This window comes from Flavisericum labens (assembly GCF_045446075.1).
Taxonomy (GTDB): domain Bacteria; phylum Bacteroidota; class Bacteroidia; order Flavobacteriales; family Flavobacteriaceae; genus Flavisericum; species Flavisericum labens.
Genome location: NZ_JBJJBQ010000002.1, coordinates 330,990 through 349,285 on the forward strand (window position 1 = coordinate 330,990; position 18,296 = coordinate 349,285).

The 18,296-nt window shown below is 36.5% G+C and carries 14 protein-coding genes; 10 read left to right on the forward strand and 4 right to left on the reverse strand.

Annotated elements, in window-relative coordinates:
• The 5 genes from ACIEHO_RS05130 to ACIEHO_RS05150 form a co-directional block, all read left to right on the forward strand.
• Window positions 1-1,206, forward strand: a 1,206-nt coding sequence (locus tag ACIEHO_RS05130) for a T9SS type B sorting domain-containing protein (RefSeq protein ID WP_406969333.1), incomplete at its 5' end; no start/stop codon positions are given.
• A gap of 1,119 nt (window positions 1,207-2,325) precedes the next feature.
• On the forward strand, window positions 2,326-3,555 hold the full coding sequence (locus ACIEHO_RS05135) for an Nramp family divalent metal transporter (protein WP_406969335.1): 1,230 nt from the start codon (window positions 2,326-2,328) through the stop codon (window positions 3,553-3,555).
• Window positions 3,555-4,295: a 5-oxoprolinase subunit PxpA gene (gene pxpA / locus ACIEHO_RS05140; protein ID WP_406969337.1), complete on the forward strand. Its 741-nt coding sequence runs from the start codon at window positions 3,555-3,557 to the stop codon at window positions 4,293-4,295. Before ACIEHO_RS05135 ends, pxpA begins: the two co-directional genes overlap by 1 nt.
• Window positions 4,296-4,298: 3 nt before the next feature.
• A complete protein-coding gene (gene pxpB, locus ACIEHO_RS05145) occupies window positions 4,299-5,030 on the forward strand; it encodes a 5-oxoprolinase subunit PxpB (RefSeq protein WP_406969339.1) in 732 nt (243 codons plus the stop codon).
• 16 nt (window positions 5,031-5,046) lie between these two features.
• Window positions 5,047-5,892 (forward strand): 5-oxoprolinase subunit C family protein, encoded by an 846-nt coding sequence (locus tag ACIEHO_RS05150; RefSeq protein ID WP_406969341.1) that lies wholly within the window; start codon window positions 5,047-5,049, stop codon window positions 5,890-5,892.
• Here the strand turns inward: ACIEHO_RS05150 and deoC are convergent.
• A complete protein-coding gene (gene deoC, locus ACIEHO_RS05155; RefSeq protein WP_406969343.1) occupies window positions 5,870-6,607 on the reverse strand; it encodes a deoxyribose-phosphate aldolase in 738 nt (245 codons plus the stop codon). The genes ACIEHO_RS05150 and deoC overlap by 23 nt on opposite strands.
• A 341-nt stretch (window positions 6,608-6,948) precedes the next feature.
• Entirely contained in the window at window positions 6,949-9,555 is a 2,607-nt protein-coding gene (gene clpB, locus ACIEHO_RS05160; protein WP_406969345.1) for an ATP-dependent chaperone ClpB, read from the reverse strand.
• 238 nt (window positions 9,556-9,793) lie between these two features.
• On the opposite strand from clpB, the gene ytxJ reads away from it, so the two are divergent.
• From ytxJ to ACIEHO_RS05185, 5 genes are all read left to right on the forward strand, one after another.
• On the forward strand, window positions 9,794-10,183 hold the full coding sequence (ytxJ, locus tag ACIEHO_RS05165; protein WP_406969347.1) for a bacillithiol system redox-active protein YtxJ: 390 nt from the start codon (window positions 9,794-9,796) through the stop codon (window positions 10,181-10,183).
• A complete protein-coding gene (locus ACIEHO_RS05170) occupies window positions 10,184-10,579 on the forward strand; it encodes a gamma-glutamylcyclotransferase family protein (RefSeq protein ID WP_406969349.1) in 396 nt (131 codons plus the stop codon).
• Between the two features lie 82 nt (window positions 10,580-10,661).
• Entirely contained in the window at window positions 10,662-12,101 is a 1,440-nt protein-coding gene (locus ACIEHO_RS05175) for a PQQ-dependent sugar dehydrogenase (RefSeq protein WP_406969351.1), read from the forward strand.
• Window positions 12,102-12,866: 765 nt separating this feature from the next.
• Entirely contained in the window at window positions 12,867-13,280 is a 414-nt protein-coding gene (locus ACIEHO_RS05180) for a hypothetical protein (protein ID WP_406969353.1), read from the forward strand.
• A 306-nt stretch (window positions 13,281-13,586) separates the two neighbouring features.
• Window positions 13,587-14,924, forward strand: coding sequence for a vanadium-dependent haloperoxidase (locus ACIEHO_RS05185; protein ID WP_406969355.1), 1,338 nt, complete (start codon window positions 13,587-13,589; stop codon window positions 14,922-14,924).
• A 341-nt stretch (window positions 14,925-15,265) separates the two neighbouring features.
• Here the strand turns inward: ACIEHO_RS05185 and ACIEHO_RS05190 are convergent, their stop codons facing one another.
• Window positions 15,266-16,699: a T9SS type A sorting domain-containing protein gene (locus tag ACIEHO_RS05190; protein WP_406969357.1), complete on the reverse strand. Its 1,434-nt coding sequence runs from the start codon at window positions 16,697-16,699 to the stop codon at window positions 15,266-15,268.
• 344 nt (window positions 16,700-17,043) lie between these two features.
• Window positions 17,044-18,222: a hypothetical protein gene (locus ACIEHO_RS05195; protein ID WP_406969359.1), complete on the reverse strand. Its 1,179-nt coding sequence runs from the start codon at window positions 18,220-18,222 to the stop codon at window positions 17,044-17,046.
• Window positions 18,223-18,296: the final 74 nt, after the last annotated feature.

Sequence of the window (18,296 nt, forward strand, 5' to 3'; positions counted from 1 at the left end):
GTATGGTCGCCAGCTTTGAATAATACAGCAACAACAACATATACTTTTACGCCCAATCCAAATCAGTGTGCTTTAAGCGCGACTATGACTATAACGGTAAACCCTATAGTAAGTCCGACATTTACTCAAGTAAGCCCGATATGTTCAGGAGATAGTTTGACAGCTCTGCCAACCACTTCCAATGAAGGTATTACAGGTGTATGGTCGCCAGCTTTGAATAATACAGCAACAACAACATATACTTTTACGCCCAATCCAAATCAGTGTGCTTTAAGTACCACTATGACTATAACGGTAATCCCTAAAGAAAACCCAACATTTGCAGCTGTAGCACCTATTTGCTCGGGTGATTCTTTGGCGCCCTTGCCAACAATGTCCGATAATGGTTATTCTGGAAGTTGGTCTCCCGCCATCGATAATACCCAAACAACAACATATACTTTTACGCCCAATTCGGGTGAATGTGCTAATTTGGTGGATTTGACCATAACGGTCAATCCTTTAATTGATCCTGTATTTAATGCGATACCTTCTGTTGTTTGTGAGAATTCCGGTGATTTTATATTGCCAATGACCTCTAATAATTCTCCTGCAATTACAGGTGTATGGAGTCCTTCTTTTGTCGATAGTACTGTTTTAGGAACGTTTAATTATGTGTTTACACCTGATGCAGGTCAATGTGCCAGTGCAACGGCAATGGATATAACGGTAAAACCATCTAATAATTTAATTGACTTTCAATGGACTGTAACCGAACCGTTTTCAGAAAATCAAGTAATTACCATAAGTGCCATTCAGCCAGGTGATTATTTATATCAACTAGATTTGGGTTCTTTTCAAACAAGTCCCGTTTTTGAGAACGTTTCATATGGAGAGCATACCGTGACGGTAAGTGATCCAGATGGTTGTAATGCTCCATTAACTAAAGGGGGTATTTTTGTGGTTGATTATCCTAAATTTTTCACACCTAATGGGGATGGTGAAAATGATACTTGGAATATAGATTCTTTAATGAGTAATGCTAGAATTTTTGTGTTTGACCGCTACGGTAAACTTTTAAAACAAATCAGTCCTAATGGAAGTGGGTGGAATGGTAGTTATAATGGTAGGCCAATGCCAGCTAACGATTATTGGTTTGTAGTAGAATATTTTGATGAACAAAATATTAAACAAGTATTTAAATCGCATATAGCTTTAATACGGTAGTATTATCTGCAATATATTTTGTATCGATTTCTACTACTATTATCTTATATTATTGTTCTAAATTAGAAAGTGTCCTGAACTCTGGCCAATTTGTAAGATGCTGAAGATGTTAACGGCACGTACATTAGTGAGGCTATTCAATATAAGAGTTTAGATAGAGAGGGGTGGCTGGGTTGATTTTATACCTTATCTCAAACATGGCCTTCACTATAACCAAAACCTTTTAAAATGCCCGAGTAAGTATTCCCCTTTAAGGAAGTTATTGAAATAACATCGCAAGATTCATTTAGAACTTCAAGTCTTTCATATTCAGATTTAGAAACACAAATCAAGTTGTTGTCAAAATTTTTATTACACTAGTTAGCCAAACTTACTTTGTAGTTGTAATCTCTTGTGATTTCAATGGCTTTATCTAAAATAGTATCAACTGTATCTTCGGCAGTACAGCCAAACATTTAAAAAAGCTAATAGCATTAACAATAGTTTTTTCATAGTTGTTTGTTTTTAGTCTTCAGCAATGTACAATTTAATTAGGTGGAATTGATATGTCATTTTGAAAACTTTGATAATGCATCTAAACCCTTTTAAAACAAAACCATAGCTTCATTTATATCTATGGGAACTAGCTGTGTCGAACAGTTGGCCACAAGTATTAAATTATTTGTTTCTCCCAATTGCAGCGAGCTTGGTATTTCTTGCTGATTGCTGCATTGTGGAGTTGTTTTTCCCCAAGTTGGCGCCCGTCTGTGACAGGTATCAAAAAAGTTTTATAAAAAAATGCTCATTTTCGACAAGTGACTAACAATATAATTTTTTAAATCGTAATCTTTGCAAACAAGGGTCAGTACAAAATGTCATTAAATTTTCGAAATTTAGTAAATCTGTTGTTCTTTAGTATTTGGATTTCATTTTGTAGTGCTTTATTGCGGAAAACCGTTAAATTTATGAAATGGAAAAGGTTTCCTGATATTGCAAATGGTATCAATTTTAAACTGTAATACTTCCGAAGAAGAAAAATAAATTTTTAAAAACCAGTGTAGTTGAAATGACCAAAAATTTTAGCCTTAATTTAGGTCAAACCAATAAACTGGCTCAGTTATTTTTGAAGTTAACATCAAAATGATCAAATGGTTTAAAAATATTGGTCCGGGGCCATTAATAGCGGCCGCCTTTATTGGTCCAGGTACCGTAACGGTTTGTACATTGGCTGGTGTTAGCTATGGTTTTACCTTGCTTTGGGCTATGGTATTGTCCATTATTGCAACTGTTGTTTTACAAGGAATGTCGGCAAGATTGGGCATCATTACGCAAAAGGGTTTGTCTGAAATTATTAGAACCGAAATTAAAAACCCGGTTTTAAAATTTTTAGCTATTCTTTTAATCCTTTCAGCCATAGTTTTAGGTAATGCAGCATACGAAGGAGGGAATATTACTGGTGGTGTTTTAGGCTTAGAGACCATTGTGAAAAACCCTAGGATTACCATAGGAGAGTTGGGCATTAATTTATTAAGCGTTTTAATAGGTTGCATTGCTTTTGTGCTATTATTTATTGGCAATTACAAAATATTGGAAAAATCGCTCGTAGCATTAGTGATCTTAATGAGTTTGGCTTTTTTGGTCACTGCAATCATAACCAAACCAGATATAACAAAAATTCTTAAAGGCGCTTTTATCCCAACATTTCCAAATGATAGTTTATTTACTGTTATTGCACTTATTGGCACCACGGTTGTGCCTTATAATTTGTTTTTGCACGCATCATTAGTTAAGGAAAGATGGAAATCAAAAACAGACTTGCAATTTGTTAGAAAAGATACCATTATTGCTATTATTTTAGGCGGATTGGTATCTATGTGTATTATAATTTCAGCGGCATCCATACCAAGTCAAGGAGTAAAAAGCGCCACCGATTTGGCTAAGGGTTTAGAGCCACTGTTTGGTAGTTTTGCTAAATACTTTTTGGCTATCGGGTTGTTTTCGGCAGGAATTACGAGTGCCATTACCGCTCCATTGGCTGCAGCTTATGTAACCACTGGTTGTTTAGGGTGGTCTACAAACATGAAAAGCAAAAAATTTAGGACAGTTTGGATAGTGGTTCTGGTTTTAGGAGTTTTATTTTCATCGATTGGTATTAAGCCTATCGAGGTCATTAAGTTTGCGCAAGTTACAAATGGTATTCTATTACCTGTTATTGCAGGATTTTTAATATGGATAATGAATAAAAAATCCGTTTTAGGCGATTATAAAAACACCATAAAACAGAATATTTTAGGGATTTTAATTTTAGGAATTAGTATATTACTGTCTCTTACAACCCTTAATAAAGTATTTAGTTTAAATCTGTTTTAGTGGAAAATAAAATTATCGATATTAATGTAGATATGGGGGAGGGCATTGGTAATGAATCTAAACTTATGCCTTATATTTCTTCGTGTAACATAGCTTGTGGTGGTCACGCGGGTAATTTAGAGACTATGAGACATGTGGTGACATTGGCCAAGCAGAATCGCGTTAAAATTGGAGCGCACCCGTCGTTTCCCGATAAAGAAAATTTTGGAAGAAAAACCATGGAGATGTCATGTGTGGCTTTGTTTACTTCAGTAAAAAATCAAATAAAAGATTTGTTGGCGGTTCTTAATGAGGAAAATGTGCCGTTGCATCACGTAAAACCTCATGGTGCTTTGTACAATTTGGCTGCTACCGATGATAAAATTGCTAATGTTATTGTTGAGGTGATGAAATCGTTAGCAGTTCCGGCTGAACTGTATGTGCCTTTTAACTCGGTGATGGCTCGTGTAGCTGTTAAGAATAATATTCCAGTTTTATATGAAGCATTTGCTGATAGAAATTATAATGCCGATTTGTCCTTGGTGTCACGATCCGAAAAAAACGCCATTGTTGAAGACGCCGATTTAATGTTTCAGCAAGTTTTAAGTATCTATGAAAATCAAAAATTGAGAACAGCGAAAGGGGAATGGGCGATGTTAAAGGCTAATACATTTTGTGTTCATGGCGATCACCCTGATGCGGTAAATATGGTGAAAAGTTTAGCTGGGAAATTACAGGATAAAGGGTATAAGATAAGATAGTGGATGGCTTTTCAACTTGTTTATAAACTTTACGGGCAGTATGCTATTTTAGTGGAATGGCCAGCTTCAATAAATGAAGATATTCTCTCTGATTTATTACAGTTCAAATCGAAATTAATTCAGTTAAATATTGAAAATTTAACAGAGGTTCGGTCGGCTTATAATTCCTTGCTCATTATTTACGAGCAGTTTGATACAGGTTTTAAGGGTGAGGTCAAAAAGCTTAAATCCATTTACGCTTCGAAAGGGGATTTTGTGAAATTAATATCAACTTTATGGAATATTCCAGTATGCTATGATGCTCAATTTGGTATTGACTTAGAAAGCATTTCCAAAGAAAAAAAACTATCAGAGGCTGCTATTGTTAAAGCGCATTACGAATCTGTTTACACCGTGTATTTTATTGGGTTTTTACCAGGGTTTTTATACTTGGGTGGTTTAAATGAAATGTTGGCTATGCCTAGAAAAGGGACTCCAAGACTAAAAATAGAAAAAGGAGCAGTTGCTATCGGCGGTAATCAAACAGGTGTTTACCCCAGTGCCAGTCCCGGTGGTTGGAATATCATAGGAAATTCACCTATTAATTTTTTCAATATCAATAATGATAAGCCTTGTTTTGCATCGGCAGGAGACCGCATAAAATTTCACCCAATAACTATTAAGGAACACGAAGCTATAAAAGCATTGGTAGAGGCCAATGTTTATCAAATAGAAAGTGAGGTGGTTGATGATTAAGGTTTTAAAACCCGGCATGTATTCATCCATTCAAGATTTAGGGCGTTTTGGCTATCAAGAGTTTGGGGTGCCATATTCGGGGGGTATGGACACCTATGCGACCAAAATGGTTAATCTGTTTTTGGGCAATGAAGAAAATGCTGCTGTAATGGAAATAACCATGCTTGGTCCCTCGTTGGAATTTGAATGTGAAACTTTAATTTGTGTTTCTGGTGCAGAAATGAGTCCGAAGCTAAATCAATCGGATATTCCCAATAATAAAGTAATACCTGTAAAAAAAGGAGATGTGTTGTCGTTTGGTAAGTTGAAATTGGGTTTTAGATGTTATTTGGGTGTTTTGGGTGGCTTTAACACTGAAACCGTAATGCAGAGCAGGAGTATGTATGAAGGGATTACTTCGACTCTAAGGATACAAAAAGGGGATATATTACCTGTTGAAATAAGAACATTAAACAACCTGCGGAAACACGCCCATATCAAAGAACGTAAAGATTATTTAAGGACTGAAACGATTGAAGTATTTGAAGGGCCAGAATTCGATTTGCTTTCAAAATCACAGCAAAAAGAATTACTGACTTCAAAATTTTCAATTTCGAAAGATAATAACCGAATGGCCTATCAACTGGCAGAATCTTTCGAAAATGATTTAGAACCGATAATAACTTCAGCAGTAATGCCAGGAACGGTTCAGCTCACACCGTCTGGAAAACTCATTATTTTGATGCGCGATTGCCAAACCACAGGAGGTTATCCTCGGGTTTTGCAGTTGATGGAAATTGCTATAAATGTTTTGGCGCAAAAGTTTACTGGGCAAACCATTCAGTTCAAATGCCTAAACTCTAAACAGGTTTTGATTCGGTAGTTTTATCAGAAACCTTGGTTTCGTTGGCCTTTTCTATATAGTGTTTGTAAATCTTTGTATTTCTCAGGCTAACACTGTCAATGGTAGCTTCTATAATTGATGACGTACCTATTCTATCGGCGCCGGCATCAATGTATTTTAACGCGGTTTCGAAATCACGAATGCCACCAGAAGCTTTAATTTTAGCTCTGTTTTTTATGGTTTTTTTAATGATTTTTACTGCTGTTAGTGTGGCTCCGCTTTTAGTAAACCCGGTGGATGTTTTTATAAAATCAACTTTGCCGTCCAAGCAAATTTCACAAGCCTTTATAATTTCGTTTTTGCTTAATTCTGAAACTTCTATAATGACTTTTAAAGGAGTGTTTCCTATAGCCAGCTTTACGTCTGTAATATCTTTTAAAACCGCCATGTAGTTTTGGCTTTTGAGGAAACTAATGTTGATTACCATGTCTATTTCATCCGCACCATCTTCAATGGCTTTCTCCGCCTCGCAAACTTTTGATGCCGTTGCCATAGTGCCCAATGGAAAACCTACGGTAGAACACACTTTTACTTGGGAGTTTTCTAACATCTGACTGGCCAAAGCTATATAACAACTACTTACACAAACGCTATAATAGCCTAGTTCTTTTGCTGTTTCGCATAATTGTATAATGTCTCGGCTGGTTGCTGTCGGATTTAACAGAGTGTAGTCAATGTAGTTGGAAATTGTCATTTTTTTAAGTAGGGTTTAATTTTGTTGGCGCAAATAGTGAGAGCATATTTGCTTTTTGTTTTATTTATGTCAATTTGGGGACTAACATAAAAACTAAATTATATAAATAATATGATAAATGTTTGTCACTTTTGGTTTTTTAGATTAACGGTAAATTAACTGTGTATTTAACAGATAATATTGAAAAATATTTTATGATTAGGTATATTTTTTTAAGGATTCGCATTAATAAGAAAAGCAACACGCATCCAAAAGAAAGGATTTGTGTTGCTTTTCAACTAACCAACCAAACTAATAGACTGTTTGCAACTTGTTTTGTTACATGAAACAGCTATTAAATTTTAAATTTCTTCTTTTACTAGGTCACCTTGGTTTCTAAATACCAAATTGTCATCAAAAGCATCTAGTAAAATGATGCTGTCTGTTGTTACTTTTCCAGATAAAATTTCTTTGCTTAAAGCGTTAAGTACTTCTTTTTGGATAACGCGTTTTACAGGTCTTGCGCCATATTCTGGGTTGTATCCTTTTTCAGCTAAGTAGTTTATGGCTTCTGAGGTGGCATCAAAAGTAATACCTTGTTTGGCAATCATTTTGGTAACGTTTTTAATTTGTAGGCCAACTATATCTATGATGTTTTCCTTACTTAATGGCGTAAACATAATCGTGTCGTCAATACGGTTTAAAAACTCTGGTTTTACCGATTGTTTTAGTAGGGCCAGTACATCAACTTTAGCGCCTTCAATGGCAGTTTCAATATCTTTTGTTGCCTCAAAGCGTTCTTGTATAATATGGCTTCCTATATTGGAAGTCATTATGATGATCGTGTTTTTAAAGTCAGCAACTCTCCCTTTGTTGTCTGTTAAACGACCTTCGTCCAATACTTGTAATAAGATGTTGAATGCATCTGGATGTGCTTTTTCAATTTCATCCAAAAGCACGACTGAGTATGGCTTTCTTCTTACGGCTTCGGTTAACTGGCCGCCTTCATCGTAACCCACATATCCTGGAGGAGCACCTACTAATCGGCTCACGGCATGGCGTTCTTGGTATTCGCTCATATCGATTCGGGTCATGGAATTTTCATTGTCGAATAAATACTCGGCCAATGCTTTTGCCAATTCCGTTTTACCAACCCCAGTAGTACCGAGAAATAGAAATGTTCCAATAGGCTTTTGCGGATTCTGCAAGCCTGCACGACTTCTGCGGACGGCATCACTCACGGCTTCAATGGCTTCTTCTTGGCCAACTACCCGTTTGTGCAATTCGTCCTCAAGTTTCAATAGCTTTTCGCGTTCACTTTGAAGCATTTTAGTAACGGGAATACCCGTCCATTTAGCAACCACTTCGGCAATATCATCATAAGTGACTTCTTCTTTAATTAAAGACGTTTCCCCTTGTTCCTCTAATTGCTTTTGGTAAACTTCCAGCTGCTCTTGGGCTTGTTTTATTTTGCCGTAGCGCAACTCGGCTACTTTTCCGTAATCGCCTTCGCGTTCCGCCTTTTCAGCTTCTAATTTAAAGTTTTCAATATCCTGTTTCGTGTTCTGAATATTGTCCACAACTTCTTTTTCGCTTTTCCACTTTGCGTTAATTTCATTGCGCTCTTCTTTTAAATTTGCTAAATCGGAACGCAGACTTTTCAGCTTAGCTTCGTCTTTTTCACGTTTAATGGCCTCGATTTCAATTTCAAGCTGCATGATTTTTCTATCTAAAACATCCAATTCTTCAGGTTTGGAGTTGATTTCCATACGCATTTTTGAAGCGGCCTCATCCATTAGGTCAATCGCTTTGTCTGGTAAAAAACGATTGGTAATGTAGCGTTGCGATAATTCCACTGCACCAATAATGGCATCATCTTTAATCCGCACTTTGTGGTGTGTTTCATATTTTTCTTTGATACCACGTAATATTGAAATGGCACTTTCGGTATCGGGCTCGTTTACAGTTACCCTTTGGAAACGACGCTCTAAAGCCTTGTCTTTTTCAAAATACTTTTGGTATTCATCTAAAGTTGTGGCACCAATAGCGCGCAGTTCGCCACGGGCTAGGGCAGGCTTTAAAATATTGGCGGCATCCATAGCGCCTTGTCCGCCACCAGCACCAACAAGGGTGTGTATTTCGTCAATGAATAGTACAATATCACCATCGCTGGTCGTCACCTCTTTAATAACGGCTTTTAAGCGTTCTTCAAATTCACCTTTATATTTTGCGCCAGCAATTAAAGCACCCATATCAAGTGCAAAAATTTGTTTGTCCTTTAGGTTTTCAGGGATATCACCATCAATAATACGGTGTGCCAAACCTTCTGCAATGGCTGTTTTACCTGTGCCGGGTTCACCCACCAAAATAGGATTGTTTTTGGTTCGTCGTGATAAAATTTGTAGAATCCTACGGATTTCCTCATCACGACCAATAACCGGATCCAACTTGCCATCTTTGGCCAATTGGTTTAGGTTTTTGGCGTATTTATTAAGCGAATTATAAGTGTCTTCTTGGCTTTGGGATGTTACGCGGTCGCCTTGTCTAAGCTCGGTAATAGCAGCAGTCAAGGTCTTTTCGGTAACGCCTTGGTCTTTTAACATTTGTGCTATTTTGCTGTTCGATTTAAAAACAGCTAAAATTAAATGCTCAATGGATACGTAATCGTCTTTCTTTTTTTTTGCGATGATTGCAGCTTCATTAAGTGTTTTTCCAGCTTCACGGGACAGCATGATTTCGCCACCCGAAACTTTCGAGAAACTTTCCAGTTGCTTGTCTAAAGCTTGTTGTAAAATGGAAACGTTTACATTCAACTTTTTTAAAAGGAATGGTAATACGTTTTCATCAACCTCGAAAATACCTTTAAAAAGGTGTTCATTTTCAATTTGTTGATGACCAAAGCCCTGGGCAATCTGTTGGGCTTGCTGGATGGCTTCCTGCGACTTTATGGTATAATTGTTCAAGTTCATATCTTTGTTTTTTTTATGTTTTTATTCCGGCCTTTACGCAGGAAGATTTTTATTGTTTTACATTTACAATTTGAATAAGTCAATTATCTTACCAACTCAATCAAGAAGACAAAATGTCTGCTAATCACTGATTTATAGTGACTTTTTGTCGGTATGTAAGATTGTGTATTTGTTTCGACTGAGTAAATGATTAAAAGAGATTGCCGCTCATGCGGAAATAGAAAAAGAAAATTAATTTATGGGAATATTAAATAAAATTTTCGGTGGTTCAGACGCGCCGAAAGAAGAAGAAAAATTGCCTTGGGTTGAATTGAACGACCTTAACCAGTTGGACGATATCAAACAAAAATCGAGTACCAAAACGCAAGTCATTTTTAAACATTCCACGCGATGTGGCATCAGCCGAATGGTGAAAAACCAATTTGAAAGCGACTTCAGTTTTAAAGAAAACCATATGGAATTATACTTTTTGGATTTGATTGCTTTCCGAGATGTTTCCAACACTATTTCCAATTTGTTTCAGGTCGTTCACCAATCGCCACAGCTTTTGGTGATTAAAAATGGAACCGTTGTGGCGCACGATAGTCACGGGGCTATTAACGATCTTGATTTAAGTAAGTATATATAAATGGAACTCGATTGCCTATTTGTCTATGGCACCCTTCTAAAAGATTCTAACCATGAAATGGCTCGATTTCTAGAGGCGCATTCCGAGTGTTTGGGTAATGGTTACTTCTTCGGAAAACTCTACATGGTATCGTGGTATCCAGGGGCGGTTTTAAGTAAAAATACTTCCGAAAAAGTACATGGCAAAATATTCAAATTGCATGATGCCAATGCCGTTTTTGAAGTCTTGGATAACTACGAAGGTGCTGGCGACAATCAACCAAAACCTAATTTATACAAAAAAGCATTGGTTACTTCCTATTTAGAGGGTGGCATAGCCATGAAAACTTGGATCTATCTTTACAATTTAAGTACTTCAAATTTAGAGCAAATTACTTCCGGGAAGTTTTTTGAATAAACTATACGAAAGATTTAATAATCATATCTGTCTAAATTCCTTATTTTAGTGTTTTGTACCTATTAAATCAGCTTCTATAAGAATGAATTTCAACTACAATCATTTACATGTGCAACGGTTTTTTCTAATTTCTATTTTGGTGCTTTTTAGTCTGTCCATATATTCCCAAGACTTTTCCAAAATGAAGGTAGCAGATATTTACAGGAATCTTTGTTCTAGTTGTCATGTAACTGGAGCTATTGGGGGTAGTTTAAAGGATGGTATTTGGAAAAATGGAAATACTGATTATGCTTTATTAAAGTCTATAAAATATGGTATTCCCGAAAAAGGAATGGCCGCCTTTAATAATACGCTAACAGATAGGCAATTAAGGGCTATTGTAGTTTATATAAGAGAGTTGGAAGCCAAGGATAAAAATAATCCAGCCAATACAAAGCCCTATAAAGGTTCCAATGGTATCATTCGCACGCAGTATCACGACTATAAGATTAAGATACTAGTGGAAGGATTTAAAACGCCATGGTCCATTGCTTTTCTTCCAAATGGAGAAAAGTTGGTAACCGAAAGATTGGGGGCTATACATCTTATTAGTGCCAATAATAAGCTTGATACTATTCCTGTCGAAAATACCCCTGAGGTCATTTTTGATGGTCCTGAAGGAGGGATGATGGATATAGCTCTTCATCCTGAGTATAAAAATAATGGATGGATTTATTTGGCATTTGCGGATGGATGGCGCGATGCCAATGGTAAGTCAAGGTCGCAAACGGCAATCGTGAGGGGAAGAATAAGGAACCATAAATGGGTAGATCAGGAATGGATTTATAAAGCCGATTCTAAATTTTACATGAGGTCTGGGGCTCACTTTGGCACGCGTATAGCCTTTAAAAATGGTTATGTATATTTTGTAATTGGAGAGAGAGGAGCCATGGGTCAAGCACAGGACTTAACAAGACCGAACGGAAAAATCATGAGGCTTCATGATGATGGTAAAATACCCACCGACAATCCGTTTATTAACGATGACAATATACCAGATGCTATATGGAGTTATGGTCACAGAAACCCTCAGGGCTTGGTTGTAAGTTCGGATAATAAACTTTATGCCACAGAGCATGGAGCGAGAGGAGGTGATGAGTTTAACCTGATCATGAAGGGCAAAAATTATGGCTGGCCAGTAATTACGCATGGCATTAACTACAACGGTCAACCAATCACTTCTAAAACAGAACAAGAAGGTATGGAACAACCATTGGTACAGTGGACGCCTTCAATTGCTCCTTGTGGATTAACTCAATATCAAGGAGAAATATTTCCCAATTGGGAAAACGATTTTTTTGCTGGAAGCTTAAAAGCCGAAGAACTCCGTAGGATACGCATTAATGAGGGGCAAGCATCGAAACAGGAGATTATTTTGAAAGGTATGGGGCGAATTCGAGATGTGAGAACAGGACCAGATGGGACAATTTACATACTAACCGACGAACCGGCAAGACTTCTTCAGATGGTTCCAGTGGATTGAAAATAAATGTTTTAGTGTGCCGATTTTATAAAATTTACCTTGTTGTAAATATCACTTATGGAAAGGGTAAAAGAATTATTAGGCTCTAAAATTTAAATATTTGATAATGAATATGGCAAAGGTATTTTGTTGATATAAAATTTTACGTAAACCAAGATTTTGTAATTAATTATAACTAGCTAGTTTTCTAAATGTAGAGTAGCCCTATGTATTTAATTTTTAATAAGAAAAATCTAACTTCGTTTTCCTATGCAATCCCGATAGTTATCGGGATTGCTTCATTGTCAATCGATAAAATAAATTGAAACTATAGTTTATCTTTACGTTATAAGTAATTAAAGAAACGTGCTAACTAACCAAGAAGCGAAATATTTATTAGTACTTGAAAAAGTATTAACTGACCCAAACCAAATTATAGATTTTTCCAAAAATAAAAATACGGTATAGAACAGCGTAAAAAGTTCTGTTTTTTCGCTGCGTTCGTACTACAATATTGCTTATCTTTAAGTAAAGTTTGAATTAGCCATAACCCCAACTGCAATGGCATTTTTAAAAACACTTAAAACTCTAGTTTATCCTGTTACACTGTTAACAATTATTACGCTTTTTAGTATTGGTTTTAGTATACAAGCTATATATATCGGCCTTACTTATGAAAGCCCGGCCATCATCTATACATTCGTTGTAGTCCCTATTACTTTGTTTATTGTTGGTTTGTATGCTGTAGATAGAGTACTTGTTAAAAAGGTATCGTATTTCAAATTGATGATTGCAGAGCTTGCTATTATAACAGGTATAGTGCTGGGGGGAGATGTGTTGTTTGACTACGGTAATAGTTATCTCGATGTACGTGTTTCTACTCCTGAAGATTATATTTTGGTAATATTCGATGCAGATGAAAACTCTCTGGATAGATTTAGTAAAAAAGGTCTGTTTGGAAAAGAACTCCTTGTGGAGGATTCCAACATCGTGCACTTGGGAAAATCAATGGTTTCAAAAAAAGATTTGCGTATTGTGCCTCCCGAGTCATGGATAGGGACTTATACAACTGAAGGGAAGTATGATCTTCAAGGAGATTCTATACATTACACGTACATGTTTAAAACAAATTCCAATAATGATTATTTGCGTTCTTCCCAAGTTTATATTGATAGTTTAATAGTTGAGGAGTTGCATTAAACGTATCGAAAATACGATTCCTAAAAAAGAGGTTCTTTTTAAACTGATGTACCCAACACCGCTGCCCGTATACAAGCTTAATGCCATGAGATTGCATAAGTTTAGCAAATTTTCTAAATATAAATAGCGTTACGAATTTAATTTTTAGTAGGAAAAATCGACTTCTCATTCCTGTATTGTCCCGCTAGTTATCGGGATTGTATCAGTATCAATCGATAAAATGAATGGAGACCACATTCTATCTTTATGTTGGGCACAATTTAAGTTTTACAATTTTCGTATATTTATGTATGAAAATTTCATACAATGAAAAGTGTAATAAGTAATTCAAAAAACAAATTCATTGTCGTTGTAGTTAGCTTATTTATTCTTCAAAGTTGCTCCGAAAATATAAATAACGTTGATGATTATAATCCAGATTTAGCTGTTTCATGGAATGAAAAAATAATGGAACTGGCTGTATCAGAAGATAATCTTCTCACCCTCAAAGGAGTAAGAGCTGCAGCTATGATGCATACAGCAATGCACGACGCACTTAATAGTATAATTCCTAAATATGAATCTTATGCTTTTAAAGGAAAATACGAACAATCAAACCCTATTGTGGCAGCATCTTATGCTGCTTATGAAGTAACGGTCAGTCAGTATCCCGATGCAAAGGATATTCTAGAGCTTGAGCTAAATAATTGGTTAAAGACTATTACTGATAAAAAAGGTAAAAAAGCTGGAAAAAAAATAGGAGAAGAGGCTGCCAGAGCTGTTTTGACTTATCGTGCAGATGACAAATGGGATGGAGAAGCCGAATACGTTTGGCACCCAATGGCACCAGGCGTTTATGCAGAATTCAATGAACACAGTGGCACACCAGAAGGTTTTATCTTTGGTTCAGGATGGGCGAAAGCTAAACCCTTCCTACTACCAAAGCAGGATTATTTTAGATCTCCGCCACCACCTGACATTAGTAGCAACCTTTATGCAAGCGCGTTTAATGAGGTAAAAGAAGTAGGAAGTTTTGAAAGTAAAACTAGAACAAAAGACCAAGCTCATCTAGCAATGTGGTGGAAAGATTTTGTTGAAAAATCTCATAATCGTCTCACAAGACAATTGGTTAAAATTGAAAATTTAAATCTATGGGAGGCAACAAGGGTATTTTCCTTGATGAATATGACAATTTATGATGCCTACGTTAATGTTTTTGATAATAAATTTCATTATAATCATTGGAGACCATATACTGCTATTAGATGGGCGGATAACGATGGGAATCCAAATACCAAATTAGATTCTGACTGGAATAATCTTCATAAACATACTTATGCATTTCCGTCTTACCCTTCGGCACACGGGAGTGCGAGTAGTGCTGCAATGACTGTACTGGCCAACACCTTAGGAACTGGTAACAATTATGAATTTACAATGACAACAGAGGAAGTGGAAAGGGCAGGGCCATATTCGGAAAAAATAAAAATGATTCCCCCCACTCGTACATTCAAGAGTTTCAATGAAGCTGGATTGGAAGCAGCTATGTCAAGAGTTTATCTGGGCATCCATTTCAGATATGATTCAGAAGAAGGACATAAGTTAGGAAATAAAATAGGTGAATATGCAACTAAAAATTTCCTTAAACCAATTACTAATTTATAAAAAACTGTATCCAACTCCTGATATCTCCCGTCTGTGACTGGTGCAGTACAACTCAAGTTTAAAATACTCTAATCAAATTTAAGAGGGCCTATACAGAAAACCATTCGGTAAAACCGAATTGCGTGGAAAAACTCAAAAAAGGACTTTATTTACGCTTGTTTAATTTTCTAAATATTAGTAGCGCTACGTATTTTATTTTTAGTAGGAAAATTAAACAGATATACTACTGGTCATTCCTTTTTATTTAGGGTCTGCACTAGACCATATACCATTATTCAACCACAAGTAGTCTCAGGTAGAAAATTTAAAAACAACCATTACTTAACTTCATTAAAAGAGTTCTAATAAATGATTACTTTTTTAATGGTACTACCTGAATTCGTTTTGATTTCCACACTGTATAACCCTTTAGACAAATTAGCTGTTTTTACCAAGGTTTTATTGGTTGAAATTAAATGTTGGCCCAAACTATTATAGATATTTAACTCAAGTAATTCTATTCCTTCAGCTAAATCTATATTAAATTCATTTTTTACGGGGTTAGGATATATTTTTGACTGCGATAAAACATTGTATTCTGTTGATAAAACTCCGCTCAAATCAAACACTCTAGCCTGGCCAGTAAACGACCCATTTGAGTCATTGCCAACCTCCCCAATAGCGACAAATGAGCCATCGGAAGAAAGGCTAAGGCTAGTACCCGATAGATCACCAGCAGATTCCCCGTTAATATCAGAACCAATAGAGGTCCAAACCCCTGAGATATTCTTATAGACTTTAGTATAGCCTGTTCTAGAGTTGTGAGATATGGAACCAACAGCCAAAACAGACCCATTGGATGATAGGCTTATACTAGTGCCCAATCCATCATTAGGCGCTTCTCCTTCTATTTCTGAGCCTATCTGCACCCAATTTCCCTCTTGATACTCAAATACTCTGACATGGCCAGAATCCGAGCCACTTGTACCATTATGATTGGGAGCTCCAACAGCTATAACAGTACCGGACCCCGAAAGGCTTATTCGGTTAAATCGGTCATCATTGTTTTCCCCAACAAGATCATTGCCCAACTGTGCCCAATCTGTACTTTGAAATTGAAACACTTTTACTTGACCTGTTGCTGCATTATGGCCTCTGGCAGCAACCGCTACAATGGAACCATCAGATGATATATCCACCTGATACCCAAATTGGTCTCCAGCGTTATCTCCATAAAGGTCACCTCCAATTTTTGTCCAAGTGCCTCCCTGATTTTCATAGACTTTAACATAACCCCTTCCTGAACTATAATTATAAGCTCCAACAGCTAAAAAATTACCTTCAGAGGATATATCTACACTTTCACCCAATATCGCATTGAAATCAGTACCATCAAAACGACCAATCTCTACCCAAGTTCCTCCTTGATTTTCAAGGATCCGTACATAACCCAAATAAGAATTTCCAGCGGGAGCACCAACAGCTAAAATAGAACCATCTGCTGATAGGCTTAAACTTGTTCCTAATTGATGTTGTTCATCATCCCCAATAATATCAGACCCTATTTGTGTCCAGGTCCCCCCTTGATTCTCATAGACTCTGGCAGCTCCAGAAAAATTGTTGAAACCCTCGCCTCCTATGGCCAATGTAGAACCATTCTCAGAGAGAGAAACAGACCTGCCATAATTATCATTGGATGCAGTGCCTTCAATGCTCGAATCAACAAGCACTTGACTAAAGGTAATTAAAGGTAAAATTAAAATTGAGGCAATCAGATAATGTAAAAGTGTTCTCATAATTTAAGATTTAATTTCTCTTAATTTATGAAATTTAATTCAAATAGCTGATAATTAAATGTTTAAATAATATAACAATAAACCGTATTCCAGATTAAACCCTTTTAAATAAAACCAAAGGGGTGTATAAGGATTGAAAAACAAAATACCATTATCCAACTACCGGGTAAAAATAATTGCTTGGTTTTAACCTTCTTTGAAAATCCTGATGATTTTCCATTGTTCGTTCTATCTTTAAGTAAGTTGGGTGTTCGTACACGCAATTAATCTTTCAAAACTCGATAAGCATGAATCAAAAAAAAACACAAAAACGCCCAATCTAAATCGGGCGTTTTTTTTATTTTCTAATTCAAAGAATATGAATTCATAATGTTTTTCAGTTGGAGTTTCAGGTCTTCTCCAGAGTCATAAATCATTTGCTCTTCGGTAGGGAAGGGCACAGCACGACGTTGTAAAAAGGGCAATAGGGTGGTTTCCAAAGCACGGCGGTCGCCACGGGCATCGGCATAAATATGCTCAAACACAAACTCGCTATCCACCGGGAAAGCATCAGTAAGTTGTTTGGTGTTTAAGTTATAGTATTCCACATTTCCGGTAACCTGTACGGCCTTAAATTGCGTAAATTCGTAAAACTCGCAACGTACGGTTTTTAGGTTGTCAATTTCAATGGCGTTACCCAAGCTATCTTTTACTTGGTTGCCACGCTCATCCAACAACAATTTTTTGCCATCAACAATTTGCTTCTCCTTGATGATTTGGCGTTCCTTTACTTGCTCTGGCGAGGTGTTTATTTCACGCAGGTTAACACGCATGTTATAATCGTAATTAACCTCTTTTGTTGGGTTGTTGTGGTACACCGTCCAAAGGTTGTTTAATCCATAAGTGCTGAAGTTCAATAAATCTGTTTCCAAACGTTGTGGAATCACTTTTTGGGTGTCGTTAATCATTTCAACCAAAACAAAGTCAGTCCCATTTTGGTGGGCCACTTCCATAAGTTGGCGTACATCTTTGTAATTGGGGTTGATGTTTTCAATCTCTTGAAATTGCTCGTAGGCCGCTCTAAAATCGAATTTGTTGTTAGATTTTAAAAGGGCTACAGCGTTGATGTATATTTGTTCTGAAGCACTGTTTTTGGCAGCGATGATATCGTTATGATAATTAGAGAAATTAAAACGCATCTCTTGGCCATCAACGTAAAGCGGTAAAATGGGCTTGATACGCTCCTGCCTGTTATCCAAATCTACATAAGCATCATAAATACGGATGTAGTTTTCGGGGTTGCTGTCTCTTTTTAAGAATGCGATGTTATCTAAATCACGTGCCGTTGCTTTGCTATAGGCTTCCTGTAGCATGACGATAAAATCGTTTTTGCCTTTTTTGTCTTTGTTGGTACGCAGTTTTCCTAAGGCATAAGAAATAGCTTGGTCGTAATTGCCAACACTAACGGCTTTTTCTATTTGTTTGCTGGTGCTGCAAGAAAGCACGGTAAGTATTACTAAGCTGAAAAGTAAAAGTTTTTTCATCGGTTATAAGTTTAGGTTTATTTGGGTACCATTTCAATTTTGATGCCAAAATAAACAAATAACCGATTAAAAAC

What these genes read in the sequence shown, in the direction of transcription:
- pxpB (WP_406969339.1), top strand. Translation starts at nt 4,299, where the DNA reads ATGGCTTTTCAACTTGTTTATAAACTTTACGGGCAGTATGCTATTTTA.
- ACIEHO_RS05135 (WP_406969335.1), top strand. Translation starts at nt 2,326, where the DNA reads ATGATCAAATGGTTTAAAAATATTGGTCCGGGGCCATTAATAGCGGCC.
- clpB (WP_406969345.1), bottom strand. Translation starts at nt 9,555, where the DNA reads ATGAACTTGAACAATTATACCATAAAGTCGCAGGAAGCCATCCAGCAA.
- ACIEHO_RS05185 (WP_406969355.1), top strand. Translation starts at nt 13,587, where the DNA reads ATGAAAAGTGTAATAAGTAATTCAAAAAACAAATTCATTGTCGTTGTA.
- deoC (WP_406969343.1), bottom strand. Translation starts at nt 6,607, where the DNA reads ATGACAATTTCCAACTACATTGACTACACTCTGTTAAATCCGACAGCA.
- ACIEHO_RS05190 (WP_406969357.1), bottom strand. Translation starts at nt 16,699, where the DNA reads ATGAGAACACTTTTACATTATCTGATTGCCTCAATTTTAATTTTACCT.
- ACIEHO_RS05170 (WP_406969349.1), top strand. Translation starts at nt 10,184, where the DNA reads ATGGAACTCGATTGCCTATTTGTCTATGGCACCCTTCTAAAAGATTCT.
- ACIEHO_RS05150 (WP_406969341.1), top strand. Translation starts at nt 5,047, where the DNA reads ATGTATTCATCCATTCAAGATTTAGGGCGTTTTGGCTATCAAGAGTTT.
- ACIEHO_RS05180 (WP_406969353.1), top strand. Translation starts at nt 12,867, where the DNA reads ATGATTGCAGAGCTTGCTATTATAACAGGTATAGTGCTGGGGGGAGAT.
- ACIEHO_RS05195 (WP_406969359.1), bottom strand. Translation starts at nt 18,222, where the DNA reads ATGAAAAAACTTTTACTTTTCAGCTTAGTAATACTTACCGTGCTTTCT.
- ACIEHO_RS05175 (WP_406969351.1), top strand. Translation starts at nt 10,662, where the DNA reads ATGAATTTCAACTACAATCATTTACATGTGCAACGGTTTTTTCTAATT.
- ytxJ (WP_406969347.1), top strand. Translation starts at nt 9,794, where the DNA reads ATGGGAATATTAAATAAAATTTTCGGTGGTTCAGACGCGCCGAAAGAA.